This window comes from Bartonella sp. HY038, from assembly GCF_014117425.1.
Taxonomy (GTDB): domain Bacteria; phylum Pseudomonadota; class Alphaproteobacteria; order Rhizobiales; family Rhizobiaceae; genus HY038.
Map to the genome: position 1 here is coordinate 3,202,639 of NZ_CP059725.1, position 23,686 is coordinate 3,226,324.

The 23,686-nt window shown below is 41.3% G+C and carries 21 protein-coding genes and 1 pseudogene; 17 read left to right on the top strand and 5 right to left on the bottom strand.

Features of this window, described 5'->3' with window-relative positions:
- Positions 1-13 precede the first annotated feature (13 nt).
- The 11 genes from H3299_RS13770 (at position 14) to H3299_RS13820 (ending at position 13,250) form a co-directional block, all read left to right on the top strand.
- On the top strand, positions 14-1,435 hold the full coding sequence (locus tag H3299_RS13770; protein ID WP_182418199.1) for an SWIM zinc finger family protein: 1,422 nt from the start codon (positions 14-16) through the stop codon (positions 1,433-1,435).
- A gap of 178 nt (positions 1,436-1,613) precedes the next feature.
- On the top strand, positions 1,614-2,900 hold the full coding sequence (locus H3299_RS13775) for a DUF5691 domain-containing protein (RefSeq protein ID WP_182418200.1): 1,287 nt from the start codon (positions 1,614-1,616) through the stop codon (positions 2,898-2,900).
- Complete coding sequence (locus H3299_RS13780) at positions 2,897-3,976, top strand: AAA family ATPase (RefSeq protein ID WP_182418201.1); 1,080 nt, start codon at positions 2,897-2,899, stop codon at positions 3,974-3,976. Before H3299_RS13775 ends, H3299_RS13780 begins: the two co-directional genes overlap by 4 nt.
- Positions 3,977-4,086: 110 nt before the next feature.
- Entirely contained in the window at positions 4,087-6,516 is a 2,430-nt protein-coding gene (locus tag H3299_RS13785) for a DUF5682 family protein (protein WP_182418202.1), read from the top strand.
- Positions 6,513-7,685 (top strand): VWA domain-containing protein, encoded by a 1,173-nt coding sequence (locus H3299_RS13790; protein ID WP_182418203.1) that lies wholly within the window; start codon positions 6,513-6,515, stop codon positions 7,683-7,685. The genes H3299_RS13785 and H3299_RS13790 overlap by 4 nt, the downstream gene beginning before the upstream one ends.
- A 393-nt stretch (positions 7,686-8,078) precedes the next feature.
- Complete coding sequence (locus H3299_RS13795; RefSeq protein ID WP_182418204.1) at positions 8,079-8,960, top strand: polysaccharide deacetylase; 882 nt, start codon at positions 8,079-8,081, stop codon at positions 8,958-8,960.
- 45 nt (positions 8,961-9,005) lie between these two features.
- Positions 9,006-10,343: an MFS transporter gene (locus H3299_RS13800; RefSeq protein WP_182418205.1), complete on the top strand. Its 1,338-nt coding sequence runs from the start codon at positions 9,006-9,008 to the stop codon at positions 10,341-10,343.
- A 12-nt stretch (positions 10,344-10,355) separates the two neighbouring features.
- Positions 10,356-11,123: an SDR family NAD(P)-dependent oxidoreductase gene (locus H3299_RS13805; RefSeq protein WP_182418206.1), complete on the top strand. Its 768-nt coding sequence runs from the start codon at positions 10,356-10,358 to the stop codon at positions 11,121-11,123.
- A gap of 109 nt (positions 11,124-11,232) precedes the next feature.
- A complete protein-coding gene (locus H3299_RS13810; protein ID WP_182418207.1) occupies positions 11,233-11,982 on the top strand; it encodes an SDR family NAD(P)-dependent oxidoreductase in 750 nt (249 codons plus the stop codon).
- Positions 11,983-11,991: 9 nt separating this feature from the next.
- Positions 11,992-12,291, top strand: coding sequence for a hypothetical protein (locus tag H3299_RS13815; RefSeq protein WP_182418208.1), 300 nt, complete (start codon positions 11,992-11,994; stop codon positions 12,289-12,291).
- The gene (locus H3299_RS13820; protein WP_182418209.1) at positions 12,288-13,250 is read left to right on the top strand and encodes a GTP-binding protein; all 963 of its coding nucleotides are present in this window, start codon (positions 12,288-12,290) and stop codon (positions 13,248-13,250) included. The genes H3299_RS13815 and H3299_RS13820 overlap by 4 nt, the downstream gene beginning before the upstream one ends.
- 43 nt (positions 13,251-13,293) lie before the next feature.
- On the opposite strand, the gene H3299_RS13825 is transcribed toward H3299_RS13820, so the two are convergent.
- Together H3299_RS13825 and H3299_RS13830 are read right to left on the bottom strand one after the other, a co-directional pair.
- The gene (locus H3299_RS13825) at positions 13,294-14,283 is read right to left on the bottom strand and encodes an asparaginase (RefSeq protein WP_182418210.1); all 990 of its coding nucleotides are present in this window, start codon (positions 14,281-14,283) and stop codon (positions 13,294-13,296) included.
- Between the two features lie 220 nt (positions 14,284-14,503).
- Positions 14,504-14,629 (bottom strand): annotated as a pseudogene (locus tag H3299_RS13830) (DDE-type integrase/transposase/recombinase); the annotation flags it as partial.
- 626 nt (positions 14,630-15,255) lie between these two features.
- Between H3299_RS13830 and H3299_RS13835 the strand changes: the two are divergent.
- The 4 genes from H3299_RS13835 (at position 15,256) to H3299_RS13850 (ending at position 20,310) form a co-directional block, all read left to right on the top strand.
- Positions 15,256-16,167: a DMT family transporter gene (locus H3299_RS13835; RefSeq protein ID WP_371739851.1), complete on the top strand. Its 912-nt coding sequence runs from the start codon at positions 15,256-15,258 to the stop codon at positions 16,165-16,167.
- Positions 16,168-16,366: 199 nt separating this feature from the next.
- Positions 16,367-17,479, top strand: coding sequence for a carboxynorspermidine decarboxylase (nspC, locus tag H3299_RS13840; protein WP_182418213.1), 1,113 nt, complete (start codon positions 16,367-16,369; stop codon positions 17,477-17,479).
- 263 nt (positions 17,480-17,742) lie between these two features.
- The gene (locus tag H3299_RS13845; RefSeq protein ID WP_182418214.1) at positions 17,743-18,981 is read left to right on the top strand and encodes a saccharopine dehydrogenase family protein; all 1,239 of its coding nucleotides are present in this window, start codon (positions 17,743-17,745) and stop codon (positions 18,979-18,981) included.
- An 84-nt stretch (positions 18,982-19,065) separates the two neighbouring features.
- Entirely contained in the window at positions 19,066-20,310 is a 1,245-nt protein-coding gene (locus H3299_RS13850; RefSeq protein ID WP_182418215.1) for a hypothetical protein, read from the top strand.
- 88 nt (positions 20,311-20,398) lie between these two features.
- Here H3299_RS13850 and H3299_RS13855 read toward each other — a convergent pair whose 3' ends face one another.
- The 3 genes from H3299_RS13855 to H3299_RS13865 form a co-directional block, all read right to left on the bottom strand.
- Positions 20,399-20,608 carry a molybdopterin-binding protein gene (locus H3299_RS13855; RefSeq protein WP_182418216.1) on the bottom strand — a complete coding sequence of 70 codons (210 nt, stop codon included), beginning with the start codon at positions 20,606-20,608 and terminating at the stop codon, positions 20,399-20,401.
- Between the two features lie 223 nt (positions 20,609-20,831).
- A complete protein-coding gene (locus H3299_RS13860) occupies positions 20,832-21,725 on the bottom strand; it encodes a LysR family transcriptional regulator (protein ID WP_182418217.1) in 894 nt (297 codons plus the stop codon).
- A gap of 23 nt (positions 21,726-21,748) precedes the next feature.
- A complete protein-coding gene (locus H3299_RS13865) occupies positions 21,749-22,549 on the bottom strand; it encodes a carbon-nitrogen hydrolase family protein (RefSeq protein ID WP_182418218.1) in 801 nt (266 codons plus the stop codon).
- Positions 22,550-22,833: 284 nt separating this feature from the next.
- Between H3299_RS13865 and H3299_RS13870 the strand changes: the two genes are divergently transcribed.
- Both H3299_RS13870 and H3299_RS13875 read left to right on the top strand, forming a co-directional pair.
- Positions 22,834-23,268 (top strand): Hsp20 family protein, encoded by a 435-nt coding sequence (locus H3299_RS13870; protein WP_182418219.1) that lies wholly within the window; start codon positions 22,834-22,836, stop codon positions 23,266-23,268.
- A 54-nt stretch (positions 23,269-23,322) separates the two neighbouring features.
- Positions 23,323-23,601 (top strand): DUF1150 family protein, encoded by a 279-nt coding sequence (locus tag H3299_RS13875; RefSeq protein WP_246708086.1) that lies wholly within the window; start codon positions 23,323-23,325, stop codon positions 23,599-23,601.
- The last annotated feature ends 85 nt before the right edge of the window (positions 23,602-23,686 follow it).

Sequence of the window (23,686 nt, forward strand, 5' to 3'; positions counted from 1 at the left end):
TAAGCGGGGGTTTATGGTTTCTATTGAAAAAATTGAGCAAATAGCACCGGATCAAGCCTCGCTTGCCGCGGCCTCAAAACTGCGTAAAGCCTCCAAATGGCCAACTCTTGCCTGTGATGATGGCGGATTGGTATGGGGCGAGTGTCAGGGGTCTGGTTCCACGCCTTATCGCACTGTATTTTGCGAAAGTGATATGGGGTATAAGTGCAATTGTCCAAGCCGTAAATTTCCGTGTAAACACAGTCTGGCAATCATGTGGATGCGGGCGGAAACCCCAACGCAATTTGTAGAGGCCGAACGCCCCGACTGGGTAAGCGATTGGCTATCGCGCCGGCGTGGCCCATCAACCGCTGCAAAAGCTGGCAGTGACAAAGCCGATGATAAGCCAAAGCCAAAACTTTCTGCTGATCTTGCCAGTTTGGATATTGAAAAGCCATTAGATCCTGAAGATGCTGCAAAGGCTGCCAAACGCTCGGCTGATGCGCGCGAGCGTAGCCGAAAACAGCGTGAAAAATTGGTGGGCGATGGTTTAGACGCGCTTGATATTTGGCTTAATGACCAAATATCGCGGGGGCTTAATGGTTTTGATGTGCGCGCAATTAGTGATTGCCGTATATTGGCAGCCCGCCTTGTTGATGCCAAAGCTGGCGGCCTTGCAAGTCGGGTTGACCAATTATCCAGTGCAATTTTTGGCCTAAATGAAGCATTGCGCGCTGATTTTGCTTTAAAGCAGTTGGGCGTGCTGCATATTATTGCCATGGCCTATCGCAATCGTGAAGCATTGCCACCACTACTCTATAGTGATCTTTTGGAAACCATTGGCTGGAATGTTGAAAAAGAAGCTTTACTGCAAGATGCGCAAGCTTTGCGCATTAAAGCCGATTGGCAAGTGGTTGGTGCAAGCAGTGTTGTGCAGCCCGATAAATTGCGCCGTAATGAAATATGGTTGATTGGCAAAGATAGCAATGATCAATGGCAAAAGGCAGTCTTATTAGACTTTTTTCCGTTAAGCGTTGGCTCAGTCGGTTTGGCTTTTGCGGTTGGAGATTGTTTTTCAGCCGAGCTCGTGTTTTACCCTTCGCCCGTGCCAAGGCGCGCATTAATTGCAGAACAAAGCAGCGCAACCCAAACGCGGGCAAGTTTAACCGCCAGTGGACAAGATTTACAACAAAGCTTTAACGATTACCAACAGGCGTTAACTTTGAAGCCATGGCTCACCCAAGATTTGCTGATGGCTGATAATGTGCATCTTTACCAAAAAAATGATGGGCTTTATGTGGTGGGTGAAAAAATTTGTTTACCTGTTCATAAAGATAGTATTGATGAAATGCGCTTGCTTGGCGGTGTTGGTGCTTTCACGCTATTTGCGCTTTGGGATGGCACATGGCTGCGCGCACTATCAGCGCAAACGACTATCGGGCTTTGGAGGGCATGATTAAATGACGGATTTTTCCCCCCACCTTTTAGCGCAATCCTTTATGTTAGGCACAGCAAGGCGGCCGGTAAAAGACAATGATCTGCCGCTATTGGTTGACAAAACAGCAAATATGGACACACGCCAATTGGCAGCTTTTGCCCTTGCTACACAGGCTTTGCGCTTTGAGCCGCCAAGCTTGATTGATGACTTACAAGGCTTTGAACCATTAGCGCAAACATGGCCTTTTATGTCGACGCAAAGCCGCCGCGCTTTATTATCTTTTCTTGACAAAAATTCTGCAGATAGCAAACTTGCAGAAGCAGCTGCGATGCTGATTGATTATTTTCAGATTAGCCCTCACCCTTTTGATTTTTTAAAACTATCAAATTTTGCAAAATCTCACGCTGCTATGCTGGGTCCTAATTACCAAAAACTTTGCGGCGTTGAAGACGGCGGTAAAATTGACGAAATCCATTCTGAAGACGATTGGCAAACTGCCTCACCTTCAGCAAAAGTAAGGTATTTTTCTAAATTACGCTGGCGTGATCCTAAGGCTGGACTAGAGTTTTTAGAAAAATATTTTTCTTCTCAACCTGCAAATATTCGCTACAGTTTGTTAGGGCACATGAGTGCTTATCTTAGTGAAATTGACCGACCATTTTTAGAGGGACTGTCTACAGATCGATCTGTTCATGTGAGACAAGAAGCTGAAAAGCTAATTAAAGATTTACACATGACAACTTTGCTTAATGACAGAAATAACCAGCTTATCAAATCGATTGCAGTTGAAAAAAAAGGTTTTATAAAACGCCGTAGGACTTTAGCACTTGATTCAGCAACAGCACAGAAAATGAAGATAGCAAACAATGGGACTCCGTATGGGGTTATTCAAGACTTTCGCCATATTTCACTAAATGCGTTGATCGAAGCTTTGGATTTTGAGAGCGTTGAAAGTCTATTTGAAGCGGCCAAAGATGATGAAGCGCTTATTATTGGTTTTGCCGTTAGTGCTTTTGTCCATCAAGAATTTACTGCATTAAAAAATAGCGCCCATCTTTTGCCTGCTGATTTATGGCAGCATTTTTTATGCTTTCCAAGTTATAATATAGCTATCGAAAGCGATGATGAAATCGAATTTTATATTGAAAATTTATTTCATCCTGAAAAAATGACATCACCTCTATTACCTGATCACTTAAGCCATCTCTACACAATTATAAAAAAACCTTTACCAGTTGAAAAATTTGAGGCCTTAGACCAATCGGGACTGCTAGACCAATATATCAAAGATACATTAGAGCTAGAAGAAGAAGAAAGAAAAGTTTCTTTTCAACGTATGATGCATGCTTTTGCAGCATTAACTCCACCTCAATCCTTATCAATTTTAAAAAAATATATTGACAAATGTCCTTATGAATATGTGGACAATGTTCAATATTATACCAAATTTGCGACAGCCATAGCAAAGGATGCAGCCCAATGAGTGAGCAATTAAGAAAGAATGCCGAAAATCTTTATGCCCATGAGCTTGAAGCTTTACGCAAGGATGATGACCGTTCGCGTCCACCAGGTTGGCTTATGTCACCCAATGCTGTCGTTGATTATTTAATGGGCGGCACAACCAAGGACGGCACAGAAATTTCACCCAAATATATTGGTAATCGCCGTTTGATGGAAACCGCCGTTGCAACTCTTGCTACCGATCGCGCTTTGCTGCTGCTTGGCATGCCCGGCACGGCAAAAAGTTGGGTATCGGAGCATTTAGCGGCAGCAATTTCAGGTTCATCAGAGCGTTTGGTGCAATGCACAGCCGGAACCGATGAAAATCAGCTTCGTTATAGCTGGAATTATGCCATGCTTTTGGCCCATGGCCCATCGCAAGAAGCCTTGGTGCGCACGCCGGTTTTACGTGCGATGACGGAAGGAACCTTGGTACGCCTTGAAGAGCTAACCCGTATGGGATCAGATGTTCAAGATACACTTATCACTTTACTTTCAGAAAAAACACTGCCTGTTCCTGAACTTGATTTTGCTTTTTCAGCTAAGCAAGGTTTTAATGTTATCGCCACCGCTAATAATCGCGATAAAGGCGTTAATGAATTATCATCAGCATTAAAGCGCCGTTTCAATGTGGTGGTTTTACCCGCCCCTGCCACGATTGAAGAAGAAACCGCTATTGTCACCAAACGAGTTGGCGAAATTGGTGGCGGCTTAAAACTGCCAGAAATTGAACCTGCGGCGGAAGAAATCAGCCGTATTGTTACAATTTTCCGCGAATTGCGTGAAGGCCAAACCCTTAATGGCAAGCTAAAACTTAAAACTGTTAGCGGTTCACTTTCTACAGCTGAGGCTATTTCGGTTGGCATATCGGCTTGGGCACAAGCAGGACATTTTGGCTCTGGCCGTGTTGATGCGGTGAGCCTTGCTGGTAATCTTGTCGGCGCTATTGTTAAAGACCCCGGTGCCGATAGTGTAGCGCTTCAAGAATATATGGAAAATGTCGTGCGCACACGGAAAAATTGGGATGATCTTTATACCGCTTTGCGCGATGTCGCATAATTTTGCGAGCCATTTTTTAAAAAAGCTCACAAAACCAAAGAATAAAAAGCATCTATGCTTTGTGAGTTTTGAAATCTTGAAATGAACGAAGTATAACTAGGTTGGATTATATGGATAAGCGCGTTCATCTTTTTGGTATTAGACACCATGGGCCAGGGTCTGCGGCAAGCCTTTTGCATGCGCTTAATACCCTTGATCCGGTCGTGGTGTTGATTGAAGGGCCACCAGAGGCCAATAATCTTATCCATTTTGCCAATTATAAAGGCATGACACCGCCATTGGCATTGCTCATTTATGATGCCGAAAATCCTGCGCAATCCGTATTTTACCCCTTCGCCGCCTATTCACCTGAATGGCAAGCCATGCGCTGGGCGCTTGACCACGGTAAAGAAGTTCGTTTCATTGATTTGCCGGTTGGCATGTCTTTTGCCCTTTATGAAAAATATAAGCAAAAAGCTACTGATAAAGCTGCAAAAGAAGATGAAAGCGAAGATAAAAATAACCAACATGGTGATGAGAATGGTGATGAAGCCCAAAATGCCGAACTTCTCACCTCCCCAACCATAAGCGATGACAAACGAGAGATTAATGATCCATTAGAATTGCTAGCCAAGCTTGCTGGTTATGATGATGGTGAAAGTTGGTGGAATGCTCTTATTGAAGAGCGCGGTGCGGCTAGTGATGTTTTTCCTGCCATTACCCAAGCAATGAGCGCGTTACGCAATGAAATCGGCTTTTCGTTAGAGCGTAGTCCAATGGCAGTTGAGCGCGAGCAGATGCGTGAAGCCCATATGCGGCTTGAAATTGCCAAAGCGATCAAAGAAAATAATGGCGAAATTGCCGTTATTTGCGGTGCATGGCACGTGCCGGCTTTGGCTGAAAAACATGCTCAATCCGCTGATAGAGATTGTTTAAAAGGTTTAAAGCCAATAAAAACTGCAGCAACATGGGCACCGTGGAGCGAAACACGATTAGCAACTGGTTCTGGCTATGGCGCAGGTGTTGCCGCACCCGGTTGGTATGGTCATTTATGGTCAAAATATAAGGGCGATCAAAATGTCGATGCGGCAGAGCTTGCCTCCCATTGGCAAGCACAAGTTGGGCGTTTATTACGCGACCAAGGTTTTTCTGGCGCAACGGCATCGGTGATTGAAGCGGCAAGGCTTGCCCTAACCCTTGCCACGTTACATGGCCGCAGCATTCCTGATATTGATGATATGCGTGATGCTAGCCTTGCCGCTCTTTGCCAAGGCGAAGCTGCTGCATTCCACCTCATTGATAAAAAGCTATTTGTTGGTGAAAAAATTGGTAGCCTTGATGACAGCGTGCCGCAATTACCATTGATGGAAGATTTGCAACGCTGGCAAAAAAAGACAAGACTAAAGCCTGAAGCTTTAGATAGCGATATATCGGTTGATTTGCGCAGTGAGGCGGGGCTTATTAAATCAACTTTGTTGCATCGCCTTAATCTTATTGAAGTGCCGTGGGGTCAGTTAACTGCAAGCTCCGCCGGACGCGGTACATTTCGCGAGCAATGGCGGTTGCGTTGGCAGCCAGAATTATCAGTCGCTCTTGCTGAAGCCATGGTCTATGGCGTAACCATTGAAATGGCATCAGCCAATGCTGCTATTGCCAAAGCACGCGCTAGCCAAGCGATTGGCGAACTTGCAAAAATTGTTGAGGGCTGCTTACTTGCCGATTTGCCTCAAGCGGCGGAGATTATTATTGCTCGCTTACAAGAAGTTGCAGTTGTTGATAGCGATATTGGCAGTTTGATGAAGGCTATACCACCGCTTGTTTCTGTATTGCGTTACGGCACAGCACGGCGCATTCCTGAAAATGAATTGCGTAAATTGGTCGAAACACTGCTAAATGAAATCCACGTTAATCTTGAAATGGCGGTTCGCAATTTAAACGAGGATGAAGCAAGCGCACTTGCCGATATTATCGCTGATCTTGATCCAGCAATCAGCCAATTTGACAATAAAACTATTTTAGAAAATTGGGTTTTCACCTTAACAAAAATCATTAGCCACGACATGACAAGCCCTGCCATTGCTGGTCGGGTTTTACGGCTTTTGCATGAACGCGGAGCCTTGGAGCAAACAGTCGTTGCAACGCATTTTTCTCGCCATTTAACCCCGCCGATTGCACCACAAGATGCAGGGCTTTTTCTGGAAAGTTTTCTATCGGGGTCGCCTGAAATTTTGTTGCAAGATACCCATCTTATTGCGCTGGTCAATGAATGGCTGCTGCAAATTGACGAGTCGATCTTTATCGAATTACTACCGATTATTCGCCGCGGCTTTAGTGATTTTGATGCCATTGCTCGCCGTCGTTTAACCGCACTTGTTAAAACAGCAGCTGTGCAAAGTTCAACGCCAGAAAATTTTGCCCAACAAGGGCAAAATGTGTCAAAGGATGATAACGCAGCTTCCAATGTGACAGAAGCGTTTTATGCGGCTCTTCCCTTATTGGAAACCATTCTTGGTCTGCAAAAAGACACGATAGCCCGCAATAATAAGGGAGAAAGCCAATGACCTTGAGCGACCAACAAAGACGCTGGCAATTGGCCTTAGGTAGCGATGACGAAAATCGTGATTTATTAAGCAAGAGCGATCAAAGACTGGATTTAGCCCTAAGCGCTCTTTACGGCAATGGCGAAACAACAAAAAAAGGCAAAGGCGGCCTTGGTGGTTCGATGCCGCGCGTTGCCAATTGGCTTGGTGATGTACGCGAATTTTTTCCAACGCCAGTGGTGCAACTGATCCAGCGTGATGCCTTTAAACGGCTTAATCTAACCGCTATGATGCTAGAGCCAGAATTCTTAACCACTTTGGAAGCCGATGTGCATCTTGTCGCCGACCTTATCTCCCTGCGCGGTGTTATTCCCGATAAAACCAAAGATACCGCACGGCAAGTGGTTAAAAAAGTGGTCGATGAATTGATGAAACAGCTTGAGCAAAAGACTACCGAAACCATTCGCGGGGCAGTGCAACGCGGCGCAAGGACACGGCGTCCGCGCTTTGCCGATATTGATTGGCCACGTACCATTAATGCTAATCTTCGCCATTGGCAAAAAGACTTTAACACAATTGTACCGGAAACTTTAATTGGCTTTCGCCGTCAGTCACGCAAATTGGCGGATCTTGACAATGTCATCTTATGCGTTGATCAATCTGGTTCAATGGCAAGCTCGGTGGTGTATGCATCTATCTTTGCCGCCGTCATGGCAAGCTTGCCGGTTATTCGCACCCAACTTGTCTGTTTTGATACAGCTATCCTTGATTTAACCGAGCAATTGCAAGATCCGGTTGAAGTGCTCTTTGGTGTGCAATTGGGCGGCGGCACCGATATTAATATGGCGCTTGGCTATTGTGCGGATCTTATTGAACAACCGGCAAAAACCCATCTTGTACTCATTACCGACCTTTATGAAGGCGGCAACGCCCAACAAATGCTCGCGCGTGCAGCAGAGCTCAAACGCTCTGGCGTTAATCTTATTGTGCTGCTGGCATTATCAGATGATGGCAAGCCATCTTATGACCATCAACATGCCCAAAGCCTTGCCGCGATGGATTGTCCAGTCTTTGCCTGTACGCCGGACCGTTTTCCCTCATTAATGGCCGCAGCCTTGCAAAGACAGGACTTAAACCAATGGGCTGAAGCCAACGATATTGCACCACTTATTGACCAAAGCGCGCATTAAAATCCTTTAATACTATTATATGATTAAACGATTGCGCAAAAAATTATTGGGAAATTTAATTGAGGCTGTATTGATGTAATTATAGCCATATTAGTTGCACGAATATATTGGCTCAGTAATAACGCCTAAAATTTGACCATCTATCATCACGGTAAATGATAAAAGGATGGTGTATGGTTTTCAAATAGGTAATCCTATTGAAAAATATTATCTTCATTCAAACAAATTGAAAATTCTCTGGCATTATGGAGCAAATGGTATAGGCTAAAATGCGTGTCTAACAAATTTGTTGGCATCCATTTTACATGAAGCTTATCAAGGCTAATTTTAAATAGCTGCAAAGGTTGGATTGCATAAATAAAATTAATTAAAATTAACAAAAAAGGGAAAACCATGAGTAAAGAAATATTTGTTTCATTTGGTATAGATGTTGATGCTGTGGCTGGGTGGCTTGGCTCCTATGGTGGCGAGGATTCTCCCGATGATATTTCACGAGGCTTATTTGCCGGTGAAGTTGGTTCAATGCGATTATTAAAGCTGTTTGAAAAATATAATATCAAAACGACGTGGTTTATTCCTGGACATTCTGCAGAAACATTTCCCGAGCAGATGAAAGCCGTTGCTAATGCTGGCCATGAAATTGGCTTACATGGATATAGTCATGAAAATCCAATTGCAATGACAGCGCAGCAAGAAGAAGCAATTTTAGATAAGACAATAGAAATATTGACTAATTTATCGGGAAAAAGGCCAACGGGATATGTTGCGCCATGGTGGGAATTTAGCAATATTACCAATGAATTATTGTTAAAAAAAGGCATTAAATACGACCATAGTCTCATGCATGATGATTATACGCCTTATTATGTGCGCGTTGGTGATTCATGGACTAAAATCGATTATAGCCAACATCCAGATAGTTGGATGAAGCCACTTATTCGCGGTGAAGAAACCGATTTAATCGAAATTCCTGCCAATTGGTATCTTGATGATCTTCCGCCTATGATGTTTATCAAAAAATCACCGAATAGTCATGGTTTTGTAAATCCACGCGATATTGAGCAAATGTGGAAAGACCAATTTGACTGGGTCTATCGTGAAATGGATTATGCCGTTTTTCCAATTACGATCCATCCCGATGTTTCTGGACGAGCGCAAGTGCTTCTTATGCTTGAGCGTTTGATAGAGCACTTCAAGCAGCATGAAGGGGTAAAATTTGTCACTATGAATGAAATAGCAACAGATTTCGCCAATCGTCGTCCCCGCAAAAAATAATAATATATAATTGGGGAACAATCAGAAATTTGGGAGCAGAATTGAATGGACAACATTAAAAATGATGGTGACCAGTGGCAACCGACGCCAATTAGCCAAAAAGATATTAATTATGCGTCAATTATAACATTCTTTGCTTGGGTATTTGCAGTCTACGACTTTATCTTGTTTGGTATGCTGTTGCCGGTCATGGGACAAGACTTTGGTTGGGACGAAGCAAAACAGACAGAGATGGCAACATTGATTGCAATTGGCGGTACGGTAGTCGCATTTGTCATTGGTCCAATTGTTGATCGTATTGGACGGCGAAAAGGAATTATATTTACCGTTGTTGGGACTGGTATAGCCTCGGCTTTGACTTCACTCGGTATTAGTTTTGGTAAAATGGGGCTAATATTGGTGCGCTCGGTTGCAGGCCTTGGCTATGCTGAACAGGGAATTAATGCTGCTTATCTTACTGAAATATATGCAAAATCAAAAGATTTAACTTTTCAAAAACGCAAAGGTTTTATCTATTCTCTCGTTCAAAGTGGTTGGCCTGTTGGCGCATTAACGGCAGCAGGTTTAACCGCAATATTATTGCCCTATATCGGCTGGCAAGGCTGTTTCATTTTTGCGGCTATTCCTTGCTTTATTGTCGCATTCTTTGCACGAAAATTAAAAGAAAGCCCACAATTTGAAATCATGAAAAAGATTTCAGAATTGAAAAAGGCAGGTAAAAATGATGAAATTAAAGCGCTTGCCGAGCGTTTTAACATTGCAGCACCATCTCATCAACAAACCAGCATAAAGGTTGCTTTTCAAGGCAAGGCATTGCGCTCGACATTGGTTCTAAGCTTTGCCGTTTTATTAAATTGGGCAGCTATTCAGGTCTTTAGTGTTTTGGGAACATCGGTCATTGTCAATATCCATAAACTATCTTTTGAAAATTCTCTTTTAATATTGGTTCTATCAAATTTGGTTGGTTTTGCTGGCTATTTGGTTCATGGTATGTTGGGTGATCGCATTGGGCGGCGTAACACAATTGCAATTGGTTGGATTTTGGGCGGCTTTGCATTTAGCGCGATGATTTTCCTGTCGAGCAATCTTACTGTTGTCATTACATTGTATAGTGTTGGCTTGTTCTTTTTAACTGGCCCTTATGCAGCTTTGATGTTTTTCATGGGTGAATCATTTCCAACCCAAATCCGCGCAACCGGCGGTGCAATCATTCTTGCTATGGGGCCGCTAGGCGCAATTTTGGCCGGTATTGGTATTACATTTGTTTTAAAATCTGGTGGTGAATGGGCATCCGCCGCTTTCTGGTTTGGGGCGCTTCCTTGTTTCTTATCGGGATTAATGATTTTTGCAACACCGCATATCAAGCCTGAAAATATGCAATAAAGGGGGATGATCATGGAAAGAGAAACACCCGTTGCCTTAATTACTGGTGCTGCAAGTGGTATTGGTCAGGCTTTGGCTGTAGCATATGCACAAAACAATATTCGCGTTATTGGGGGATATTATGAAAAAGACCCCCATGACCCTGTTGTAACGCAACAATTGGTAGAAAAGCAAGGTGGTCAATGCCTTATGTTACCCTTAGATGTTGGCGATGCACAATCGGTTGAAAATGCCACTCAACAGGCTATTAGCCATTTTGGGCGGTTAGATTATGCAATCGCCAATGCCGGTCTATTAAGGCAATCATCTTTATTAGAAATGACCGATAGCGCATGGGACGAGATGATTAATATTGATCTTACCGGCGTAATGCGAACATTTCGTGCTGCTGCGCGACATATGGTGGATGGCGGCGCTATGGTAGCAATATCTTCCATCGCTGGTGGTGTTTATGGTTGGCAAGATCATGTTCATTATGCGGGGGCAAAATCAGGCGTTCCGGGTTTGGTTCGCTCCATCGCGGTAGAGCTTGCGCCGCGGCGTATTCGTTGTAATACGATTATTCCCGGTTTAATTGAAACGCCGCAATCGCTTGATGCTAAAAATTCACTTGGTCCTGAAGGTTTGAAAGCTGCCGGCAAGATTATTCCATTAGGCAGAGTTGGAAAGCCTGATGAAGTTGCGGAAGTTATTCAGTTTTTAACCAGCACCAAAGCGAGCTATATTACCGGACAAACGATTATTGTCGATGGCGGACTAACCATTCGTTGGCCCGATTAATCGCAATAAATTTGATTAATGGCAATAAACCAGATCAATGAGAATAAAAATGCCATCTTAAAAATTTAAGCTGGCATTTAAAGGCGAAACTTACAAATAGGTGTAACTTATGAAACCTTTAAATGAGTGTCGTGTTGTTGTTACCGGCGCGGGTAGCGGCATCGGTTCTGCTATTGCAATTGAATTTGCCAAACAAAATTCAAAATTATTAATAAGTGATATTAACGAGCAAGCAAACGCTAAAACTCTAGCCGAATGCAAGAAATACACCAAGCATGTTATTTCATTTACGGCGGATATTGGCACTGTTGCTGGTTGCCATCAACTCATTGATAGTTGTGTTCGTCATTATGATGGCATCGACGTGCTTGTTAATAATGCTGGTCTGTTGACCCAAGCGCCTGTATTAGATCTCACCCTTGACATGTGGGATCAAATGTTACGGATTGATTTAACCAGCGTTTTTTTAACATCTCAACGCGCACTACCCCATATGATAAAACAAAAATGGGGCAGAATTATTAATATAGCTTCGCAGCTTGGTATTAAAGGAGGAGTTGAGTTGGCACATTATGCGGCAGCAAAAGCCGGTGTTATTGGCTTTACAAAGTCATTAGCCCAAGAAGTTGCAAGGCATAATGTTTTGGTGAATGCCATTGCCCCAGGGCCAATTTCGACGGCGTTGGTCGATGGTATTAGTGAAAAATGGAAAACTGAAAAAGCTAAAGAATTACCATTGCAGCGTTTTGGCCAAGCTGAAGAAGTGGCTCCAACAGCTATTTTATTAGCCTCAGATCCTGGGGGTAATCTTTTCGTTGGGCAAACACTTGGCCCCAATAGCGGCGATGTTATGCCCTAAGGAGTTGTTATGTGCGGTTTATGCGGTTTAATTGGCGAAAAGCAGGAATGGAGTGATCAAGTTAAGTCTGATCTACCACTGCGGCAAAATAGATTGAAAAAAATAAAGTTGATTAATAAAATCCTTCATTATCGACGTTTAACCGTTTCAGATTTTCATGGTGTTAGCTATTTGCTACAGACCCCAACCGGTAAATCTGCCATTGTTAGTGGGCTTGATAATTTATGGGACGAATGTAAAAATATAAGCGGTCATTCTATTGATGTATTAAACCCTGATTTATTATCCTTTATTGAGGACAATAAATGATCCCAATCCATATTATAACCGGCTTTTTAGGCAGTGGTAAAACCAGTTTTATCAAACAATTGCTTAAAAATGGTTCGCAAGAAAATACCCTTGTTTTAATCAACGAGTTTGGCAGCATCGGTATTGATGATATTATGGTTCAAAATATTTCAGAAAATACCTATCTTATGCCTAATGGCTGTATTTGTTGTGCAGTCTTATCTGATTTAAAAATGACACTGTTTAATGTCCTTAATAAGCGAAATAATAAAGAAATACCCTATTTTGATAAGATATTAATAGAAACCACAGGGCTTGCTAATCCTGCGTCTTTATTGGCCACCATATTGAATGACGTTCATTTAAAGGGCAGTTTTTCAATGAATGGCTTAACCACTATTGTGGATGCTGAACATGCTAGATTGCAATATGATTTACACCCAGAATGGCTGACGCAGGTGGTGGCATCGCACCAAATTTTTATAAGTAAAGTTGATAGGGTCGAACATCAAGAGCTCATCTTTGTACAAAAATTGATAGAGGCCTTAAATCCTGATGCTAATCTTATTTTGAAAGACAACATGGAAACGATGAAACAGTTGTTTTTGCGAGATGAAAACTTGAAATGTGATTATCAAAAGGCTCTCATATTTAATAAAGATGAAAATAAAATTCACAATCAAGCTGTAAGTTTTACTATCACCCATGATAAGCCGATAAATTGGCTCATCTTTGGATTATGGCTTAATCTATTATTGAAAAAACATGGTGAGAATATTTTACGCGTAAAAGGCATTTTAAATCTTGAAGATTCAAAAAATCCAATATTGATCCATGGGGTTCAACATTGCTTATACCCACCAGAACATTTAGAATGTTGGCCGTGGGATGACCAATTTTCAAGATTGGTTTTTATTGTTAGAAATATAGAGCGTGAAAATATAGTGCGGTCCTTTAAGGCTTTCACATCATTGACTTAAGCTTGTTCATTCAAACGAAATGGCTTCTCATCTGAAGCAACATTCAAGGATTATAGGCGTTAAAAAATGCTTTAATATCACTAATTGATTGGTCGCTTGCCAATAATGCCCATAGCAATAGTCGTGCTTGGCGTGGGTTTAGCCATTTTGCTAATATTACCCCCTTAGCGGCAAGATCAATCTCGGAGCCACAAAACCCATAGGTTTTAGCTGCTGTGGAGCCGCTATAGGTTCTACTTGCTAGAATAATTAGTTTTTTATCCATGTAACGCGTAATGATTGCCATTTCATCTTGTGAAACATGGCCGGCGCCAAACCCAGCAATCACTATGCCGTGGTAATGATTTTGCTCAAGCATCATTTCTAACACGTCAACATCACCATCAAGCAGGCATTCATAAAAGCCAATTTTTACGCTTTTTTTAAGCAGCTGTGCATCTAATTTAGGTAGATCTTTTAAGGACGAGAAGAAGATAGGGCGGTCTTCAACAACATATCCTAGCGATCCACCAATGCTGGATATAAAAGTTGCAACATCAAGTGTATGGGATTTACGTATAAAGCGTGCTGCATGAATAGTGTTGTTTAGTACAACAAGTACCCCACGACCAATAGTATCAGGACTTGCTGCCGTTATAACTGACGATAAAATATTGGCTGGCCCATCAGCGCCGGCAGCATTGGGTGTGCGCATGGCTCCTGTTACGATTAATGGCTTATCATGTTTCCAAAAAAGATCGAGCAAAAAGGCAGTTTCTTCAAGGGTGTCGGTTCCTTGGGTTAAAACAATGCCATCTGCGCCATTTAAAATTTGTTGCTCAGCCCAATGTAAAACATCCATGATATGTTGGATTTTTAATGACGGACTAGGAAGCTGTAATAAGGTTTCAGCTTGTATATGTGCAAATTGCTTTAAATCAGGAACCGCATTTACTAATAATTCGGCCGTGAGCTTTGGAACAACACCGCCATGTTGCTCGTCCTTGACCATTGCAATAGTACCACCAAGACTACCTATTGAAATAAATGCCATCTTAATCATCCTGTAATTTATCTATGTATTCTTATCGGTCAAAATATGCCCAAGCCACTGATTTAAAGCAACGACAATAAGGAAGTTGAAACCTTAAATCGTCAGTTTTAAGTGCTTCTTAGTCTTAGCAAAAATATCCCTTTTGTTGAAGCCTTAAAAGGATTATGTCAAATTATCGCCTCGTTAGCCGATTGGTAAGTTTTGCCAAGAGAGATTAACCTGCAAAAAGCCGATCATCTTTGAAAGTCTTGCAAAAAAAACGCGTGGCAGCATTTTTATCTCTCGATGCTTTCGTCAAAAAATCAATGGAAACGCCGTGTTTATCAATTGCTCGATAGAGATATTTCTCCAAATCTAACCGCTAAATCAGTATTAGGCCCTTTAACCTTGATTGTGGTGTTATCAATGGAAGTGTAAAAATGGGCGAGAACTGCAATATTGCCGAATTATTTAAATTGGCTTTAAAATCATTCCTTGACCAATTGGTTTTTAAAGGCTGAAATAAATTAGTCTCTAATCTTTTAAGTCATGTCTCCCTAAAATAGGTAAACCCAAGGGGGTAGATAAGTCTCAAGGTTTTATATTTTTTACGTTTACGCAGATTACAAATGATATTTGCGACAGGGCCCTTTAAACCCTAAACTTTTGTCTAAATTTATTGTCATTTGCGGTGTGATTTTAAAAAAATATGCCGCGGGTGAGGGCGGTAATTTAAATTATTTTGCCATAAAACCAACGATTACTATTGTTACAAATGAAATATAAATTATTTAAATTTAAACAGGTCTAAGAAAACAACTCAATTAAAGTGATAATCATTGCTTTTTATTGGTTTTTTTTGTAGCGCTGGTTTAAAGAATTTAAAATAGTATTAGCGATTATCCAACTAAAATTGCAACTGCATCAAACCAATGGGGCGAGCCAAGGGACCGTGTCAAAAGGTGGTGATGAAGTGCGGAGATTGACATGAAGTTGAAGCGGCCATCCTTTACGGCAAATTCCATTGCATTGGGTGTTATTTTGATGATTTTGGGGCAATTTATGTTTGCCGCCAATGACACAATGGGTAAAATTTTGGTGCAAGGCTTTGCCGTGGGACAATTGATTGTTTTTAGATCAATTGGCGCATTTATTATTTTAACTCCAATGCTAAGCCAAAAGAAGCCGCAAGATATTATAAAGCCGCCTCGTCCCTATTTACTCGCTTTAAGGGGGCTATGCTCGGTTGGTGATGCCGTATTCTTTTATTCTGCACTGATTTATTTGCCATTAACCGATGTAATGACCTTTTATATGGCTGTGCCAATTTATGTTGCAGTCTTTTCGCATTTTTTCCTTGGTGAAAGAATTGCTTGGCGGCGGTGGCTTGCCATTTGTATTGGCTTTGTCGGGGTTGTCATTGCTATGCGTCCATCGACCAATATGATTTCACTCCCATCAGCCTTTGCCTTGTTTAGCAGTTTTTGCTTTACTTTCGTGCTGATTTTAGGGCGCTCATTACGTTCAACCAGTGATACAATATCGGTTGCTTGGCAAAATAGTATTGCACTGGTGATTGGTTTGTTTATGATTGTTGGCCATTGGCAAACTCCAGATTTTTCCCAATCCATTTCGCTTTTATTGCTAGGTATTGTTGCTTGCATCGCGCATTTGCTCATTTCACGCTCGCTTAAAATGGCACCAGCCTCGGTACTTGCGCCTTTGCAATATACCATGCTGCTTTGGGGGATTATCTTCGATATTGTTATCTTTAAACATTATCCTGATGCGATGATTTTGCTTGGCGCTGGAATTATTGTTCTTGCTGGTCTTTTCATCTTCCACCGCAAAAAAGTGGTTACCGATCATATTCCAAAGTCCGACGTGCCTAATATTACGCACTAGATCATTTTTAACGAAATGCTTGTCTAGTATTTTAATTTTCACATGGAGCTGATAAACTTATAAAAGCTTGGAAAACTTTGAAAGGGTAAAACTTGGTTTGCCCTTTTTAGGATAAATGCCTATATGACCCTTTGATAGAAAAATTCTAGAGATAGAATAATTATAGATTTTCGCTTTTGAAGAAGTGGTGGAAACGCAAATGACAGATGTAACAGCGATCAAAACGCCTTATTATCTTATTGATAAGTCCAAACTTGTCCGCAATATGGAGCTTATTGCCAAATTGCGTGAAAAGTCTGGTGCAAAAGCGCTTCTTGCATTGAAATGTTTTGCCACTTGGTCGGTGTTTGATTTTATGCGCGATTATATGGATGGCACCACATCCTCTTCGCTTTATGAGTTAAAGCTTGGTCGCGAAAAATTTGGTAAAGAAACCCATGCCTATTCGGTTGCTTGGGCTGATCATGAAATTGATGAAGCGATTTCTTATGCCGATAAAATGATTTTTAATTCCATCAGCCAACTTAACCGTTTTGGTGAGCAATCATCCTCTATTAAACGTGGTTTGCGTTTAAATCCACAAATGAGTTCATCAAGTTTTGATTTGGCCGATCCTGCGCGCCCTTTTAGTCGCCTTGGCGAATGGGATGCCAAAAAAATTGAAACCGTGCTTGATCAAATTAGCGGCTTTATGATTCACAATAATTGTGAAAATGGCGATTTTGCGCTTTTTGACCGTATGCTTAGTGAAATTGAACAGCGTTTTGGTTCGCTATTTAATCATGTTGATTGGATCAGTCTTGGCGGCGGTATTCACTTTACTGGTGAGGGCTATCCAATTGATGCGCTAGCAGATCGCTTGAAGCGGTTTTCCGACACGCATAATGTTACGGTCTTTCTTGAGCCGGGCGAGGCGTCGATTACTCGCTCAACTACATTAGAAGTTACAGTATTAGATGTGCTCAATAATGGTAAGGATTTGGCTATTGTCGATTCGTCGATTGAAGCGCATATGCTAGATTTGCTAATCTATCGCGAAAATGCTAAAATTTTGCCAAATAGCGGCCCTCATGAAATCATGGTTTGCGGCAAATCTTGTCTTGCTGGCGATATTTTTGGCACCTATCAATTTCCTGAAAAGCTAAAAATTGGCGATCGTCTATCGGTGCAAGATGCTGCCGGCTATACAATGGTTAAGAAAAATTGGTTTAATGGTGTTAATATGCCAGCAATTGCCATTAAGGAATTGGATGGCAGTGTTCGTGTACAACGCGAATTTGATTATAATGATTATATGAACAGTCTTTCTTGACATGAAATTGTAACATAAATGCCATAAGCGAAAATGTGAGATAATATCACGTAAATGGCTTAATAATGTTGATGAAACCGCTTATCAAGGCAACAGTGTTAATCGCAATCTTGCTAAGTGGGACGCGTTATATTAGAAGGGTTTTTAAACATGCGCTATGCGTTTTTTAAAGCCCTTAAACCTCACTGAAATATTGATTGGCATGGTGCCAGAACGGATATTTCATAACCATTGATAGCAAGCTATAAGGAGATAAACCGGGAATGAAAAAGAATGTCCTGATTATTGGCGCCGGCGGGGTGGCACAGGTTGTTGCCCATAAATGTGCTCAAAATAACGATATTCTTGGCGATCTTCATATTGCATCACGTAGAATTGCAAAATGTGAGATCATCATTGCTTCGGTCAAAGAAAAAAATTCCATGAAAGTTGATGGAGTTTTCAAAGCCCATAGCCTTGATGCCATGAATGTTGCGGCAACCGTTGAGCTGATTAAAAATAACAATATTGAAATTGTTATCAATGTTGGTTCTGCTTTTTTGAATATGTCGGTGCTTTCCGCCTGTGTTGAGGCAAAGGTTGCATATATTGATACAGCGATCCATGAAGACCAGTTGAAGATTTGCGAAACTCCACCTTGGTATGGCAATTATGAATGGCCACGCCGTGAGGAATGTGAAAAAGCTGGTGTTACCGCAATTCTTGGTGCAGGGTTTGATCCTGGTGTTGTTAATGCCTATGCTGCTTTAGCGCGTGACAATTATTTCGACACGATGGAATCGATTGATATTATTGATATTAATGCGGGAAGTCACGGGCGCTGGTTTGCTACAAATTTTGATCCTGAAATCAACTTCCGTGAATTTACTGGTCAAGTTTGGTCTTGGCAGGATAATAATTGGACATCGAATGAGATGTTTGAAGTGCGCAAGGATTGGGATTTACCAGTTGTTGGCACTAGCACAACCTATATGACTGGACATGATGAAATTCATTCCTTGTCTAAAAATCTTGATGTGCCAAATATTCGCTTCTGGATGGGCTTTGGTGAGCGTTATATCACTGTATTTAATGTTTTAAAAAATCTTGGTCTGTTATCTGAACAGCCAGTTAAAACAGCTGAAGGCTTGGAAGTTGTGCCGCTTAAAGTGGTTAAAGCTGTCTTGCCTGATCCATCATCACTTGCACCTGATTATACCGGTAAAACTTGCATTGGTGACCTTGTTAAGGGTAAAAAGGACGGTAAAGAGCGCGAAGTTTTCATCTATAATGTTGCCGATCACCGCGAAGCTTATGATGAAACTGGCGCGCAGGGTATTTCTTACACTGCTGGTGTTCCAGCCGCAGCTGCTGCATTATTGGTTGCAACCGGCGAATGGGACGTAAAAACCATGGCCAATATTGAAGAATTAGCGCCGCAGCCTTTCTTAGCATTGCTTGATAAAATGGGGCTGCCAACCCGCATTAAAGAAGGCGAAAATGATAAGCCATTAGAGCTTTAAATTTTTGCTTTTCAAAAATTGGAAATTATCAATAAACCCTGTTAGATTATCGTCTAACAGGGTTTTTTTTAAGGTTGGGGCAAAATGCAGGAAAATTGGCATTATGATTATAAGCATATAAAATCCGTTTGCTGCCACCTTATTTCCGAACCCGATGATTATTATGGGTGTGTCTTTACTGGCAATAGTGAAGATTTTATGTTGCTATGTGGCGAATGCTCATCAAAGCCCCAAAAAGACATTGAAAGCGCATTGCGTGACCCTAGCGATGAGACGTTGGCAATTATTTTTCGTGAAGGCTATTTTGATGAATTTTATCATAGCCCTGCGACTTTCGAGAAAGAGCAAAAACCTTATAACTTTGCCGCTATTCAGCTTTATCAATTTCCTTTCGAGATTGCAGCAATAAGCCCGTTTGGAAAAGATGAGTGGTTGGTGGTTTCCACGAATAGTCAAATTTATAAATTTAACCAATGTGACGATAGTCATGTTTTTCTCAGTAATTTTTCATTGCCTTTTGAGGAAGATGAAAATTTTATAGGGCATCATTTGGCAGTAAAATTGCATGTAAGCGATGATAGGCATTTTTGTGCTATTGTCCATGATTATGGGCGCTATGGCCAGCTTATTGATTTAAAGAATAATAAGACTATTTGCGATCTTGAAAGCGATCGCTATTATTGTTCAACTGTTCCTTTTAGTGTTTGCTTTTTTACCTATAATGAAAAAAACTATCTTATAAAGCGTCGTGACTGGAACCACCTTGATATTTTAGATGCAACTACCGGAGAGTGTTTAACTCAACGTCATTTTGAAAAGACTACTTATAATGATCCTGAATATTTTCATGGGGGGCTTTATTTGTCGCCCGATCAAGCTACAATTTTAGATGATGGTTGGGTTTGGCACCCAAGAGGTTGGCCGTCGCTATTTTCCGCTAAAACATGGCTGACGCAAAATATAAAAGAAAGTGACGAAAAATGTGCTAAGCAAAAGGTCTTAGCACGCGATGATTGGGATTGTGGTGCCTGCTGGTTAGATGAAAATAACTTTATTTTAGGCACAAAGACCAATAATAAAGCTAATCCCTATGCTTTTGTTTATGATATCAAGAATGGTACAATTACAGTTGTGCGCGGACCAAAGGGTCTGTTTTATAAAGCTAACCAAGGCTTAATATCCGTAGATGAAACAGGGCTTAGTCTTTGGGATATGACGAACTGGCAAAGATTGGGCTTTTTACCAAATTTCATGCCGCAAGCTTTTAATGATCAAAGCAATATAGCTGCATTTTTTGATGGCAATAGATTAAGTCTATTGAAACTCTAAACGCTTTTCATGTTGCAAAATGCAACAAGGCCAGATTAAAATATCCGGCCTTGCAAATTAATTATAGAAATTGTGATATTTTATTTGCTTAGTCAGCAACTGCAATCATTACATCCGATGACTTAACAACTGCTGCAGCTTCCATGCCAACGGTCAATTGTAGATCGTCGACAGATTCATTGGTGATTGATGCTGTTACAATTGTACCATCTACATCAAGGCGAACATGGGCAGTGGTTGCGCCTTTTTTAATTTCAACGATTTTACCTTTAAGAACATTACGTGCACTAATTTTCATTTTACTATCCTTTTTGTAAAATATGCGTGTCAACCATTTTTAATAATAATGAATAAACACAAATCCAATAATCAAGATTTTTCTTATTTTAGGGATATATATAAGACCTCATAAAAAAGACAAGGATTTATTTAAAAATAAATAAAGACAATTTGTCTCATTATCTGTGCGTTATAACGATTTATACTATAACGAAGTAAAGAAATACTTTGTTGTTATAAACTCATCCTTTATAGCGTAATGCATCAACTAAGAGGCGAAAGGCCATAGAGTGTTGGCGCTTGCTTGGATAATAAAGATAATAGCCTTGCCAAGGGGGAAACCAGTCTTCTAAAACGGGGATTAATTCGCCTTTATCAATCGCCTCTTGTGCTATATCTAATGGCAGATGGCCAAGCCCAAAACCTTTTTTGGCAGCTTCTAAAATATGGTAGCTTCCGTTAAAGATTAATTGACCTTCAACACGTACAGCAAGTTCATGGCCGTCTTTTTCAAATTCCCATGCATAAATTCCGCCGGTGGAAACAAAGCGCATATTGATGCAATTATGTTGAATAAGATCTTGCGGTGACTTTGGCTTATCGTGCTCTGCAAAATAGCTTGGAGCGCCGACGACAGTAAATTTAATATCGGGGCCGATGCGCACTGATATCATGCCATTTTGTAATTGTTCGCCAAGGCGAGTGCCGGCATCATAACGCTCACTGACAATATCGGTAAGGCGATAATCATCAATAAGTTCAATCTTGATATCAGGATATTGACGGCAAAATTTTTGCAGCTTTGGCCAGAGAATTGTATTAATGGCATAATCAGTGGTAGAAATACGGATAGAACCGCTTGGCTTATCGCGAAAATTCCCCAAAAGATTAATCTCGTCATGAATATCATCAATGCGGGTGCCTAGGGTAGAGAGAAGATGCGCGCCGACGTCGGTCAAGGTAACGCTGCGTGTGGTGCGGGTAAGGAGGCGCACGCCCAAACGTTCTTCAAGCCCTCTTATTGTATGGCTTAATGCTGATTGTGATACCCCAAGTTGAGCCGCGGCACGAGTAAAATTTTTTTCCCGTGCAACCACAACAAAGGTTGCCAGATCATTGAGGTTTTCCCGTGCCATTGCAGTCTTTCTATAAGGATGAATTAGCCAAGCTTATAAAGCTCTGGTCGTCTTTGATCAAGGCAGGGCAATTTTTCGCGGGTGGTTTTGACCTTTTCAAGATCAATATTTGCAAAAATAAGCCCTTCATCTTCGCCGCAACTCGCTAATATAGTGCCCATGGGATTATATATAACACTGCGGCCACTGTAAATATTGCCTACCTGATCGGCAACACACATATAAACGGTGTTTTCAAGGGCGCGCGCCTTGGATATAGATAGTAGATGTTCTTCCTTCATCGGGCCAGAAACCCAAGCGGTGGGTACGATAAGAATATCAGCGCCTTTTAAGGCAAGGGTGCGAGAAATTTCGGGAAAGCGCAATTCATAACACACAAGCAAACCAATGGTGCCAAAGCGCGTTTTGACCGGTTCAAAACCATTGTCGCCAGCAATAATATTGGCTGATTCTTGATAGGAAAACGCATCATAAAGATGGGTTTTGCGATAGCTATGGATAAGCTCGCCATTATCATTTAAAAAAATAATGGTATTATAGGCGCGAATATTATCACTGCTGGATTTTTCAAAAATGCCGCAAATAATGTGGATGCCGCTTTCTTTGGCAGCTTTTGCCAAGGTACTGACAAAAGGTCCATCAAGTGGTTCTGCCATATCGGCATAAACAATACCAGATTTTGGTCCAAGCAAAGCCATATAGACTTCTGGGAAAACAATAAGATCGGCTTTTTGTGCTTTTGCTTGTTTTATATAAAGCAAGGCCTTATCAAGATTTTCCTGTTTGTTTCGACTAGCAGAAAGTTGAGCAAGAGCGATTTTCATGAGCTATCCCGTTTAAAAACTTAATATCCTGTCTAAGGCTGAGACTAAACCGCCTAATGATTTATGACAAGCAGTTCTCATAAGTATTTATAATTGGCGCCTTGGCCAGATTTTGGCACCTTATTTTTGTCTTGTGGTTTAAGGATTGTAGCTCTGACATCTCTATGTCACGGATATTTGAGTGGCACCCTTGATTGGCCTTTGATCTATTACCATATAGTTATGAAGTGACAGTGCCAATAAAGGGCTGTCTTACTCGGTCGCTTGAACTTTGAGGACTGCAAATGACACGTATAGCATCTTTTTCAAATCCACTTTTATTAGGATTTGATACTGTTGAAAAAGCTTTGGAAAGGGTGGCAAAATCTGGTGATGGTTACCCACCTTACAATATCCAACGGCTTAATGATTTGGAAGATGAAACCGGCGAAGTGAGGTTGCGAATTACTTTGGCTGTTGCAGGTTTTTCGCCTGATGAGCTTGATGTGTCTGTTGAAGATAGTCAGCTTATTATTCGTGGCAAGCAATTGGATGATAGTGAGCATGAATATCTCCATCGTGGTATTGCTTCACGGCAATTTCAACGGGTTTTTGTACTAGCCGATGGCATGATGGTTATTGGAGCAGAATTGAAAAATGGTCTTTTGGCCATTGATCTTAACCGCCCACAACCGGAAAAGCAGGTGCGACGAATAACCATTTCAACAAGTGATGAGTAATATTGACGTTATTAAGCGTTAAATAATGATATCTCGGCTCTATGGAGGGATGCCATGACAAATACCAAAATGACTAATACAAAAACAACTAAAAAGCCTATTTTTACCTCAGCCGAATTTGCGCAGCTTGGTGCTGGGCGCATTGCTTATGTCAAAAAGGTCAATACCGACGAATTGGCAAAGAATTTCCCCGGCCTTCCCGAAATGACCCCTAATATTGAAGTTTGGGGGCTGTTTGGCGCAAGTGGTGAGCCAATAGTGCTTTCTGATGCTAAGGGGCAAGCTTTAGCTGGTGCCAATGAACATGAATTGGAAACAGTTACCTTACATTAATAATTTGCATAGTTTTTAAATTCTGTGGGTAATTAGACGTTATAATTTTATCAAAGCCAGCTTTTAATGAGACTTTTTCATTAAA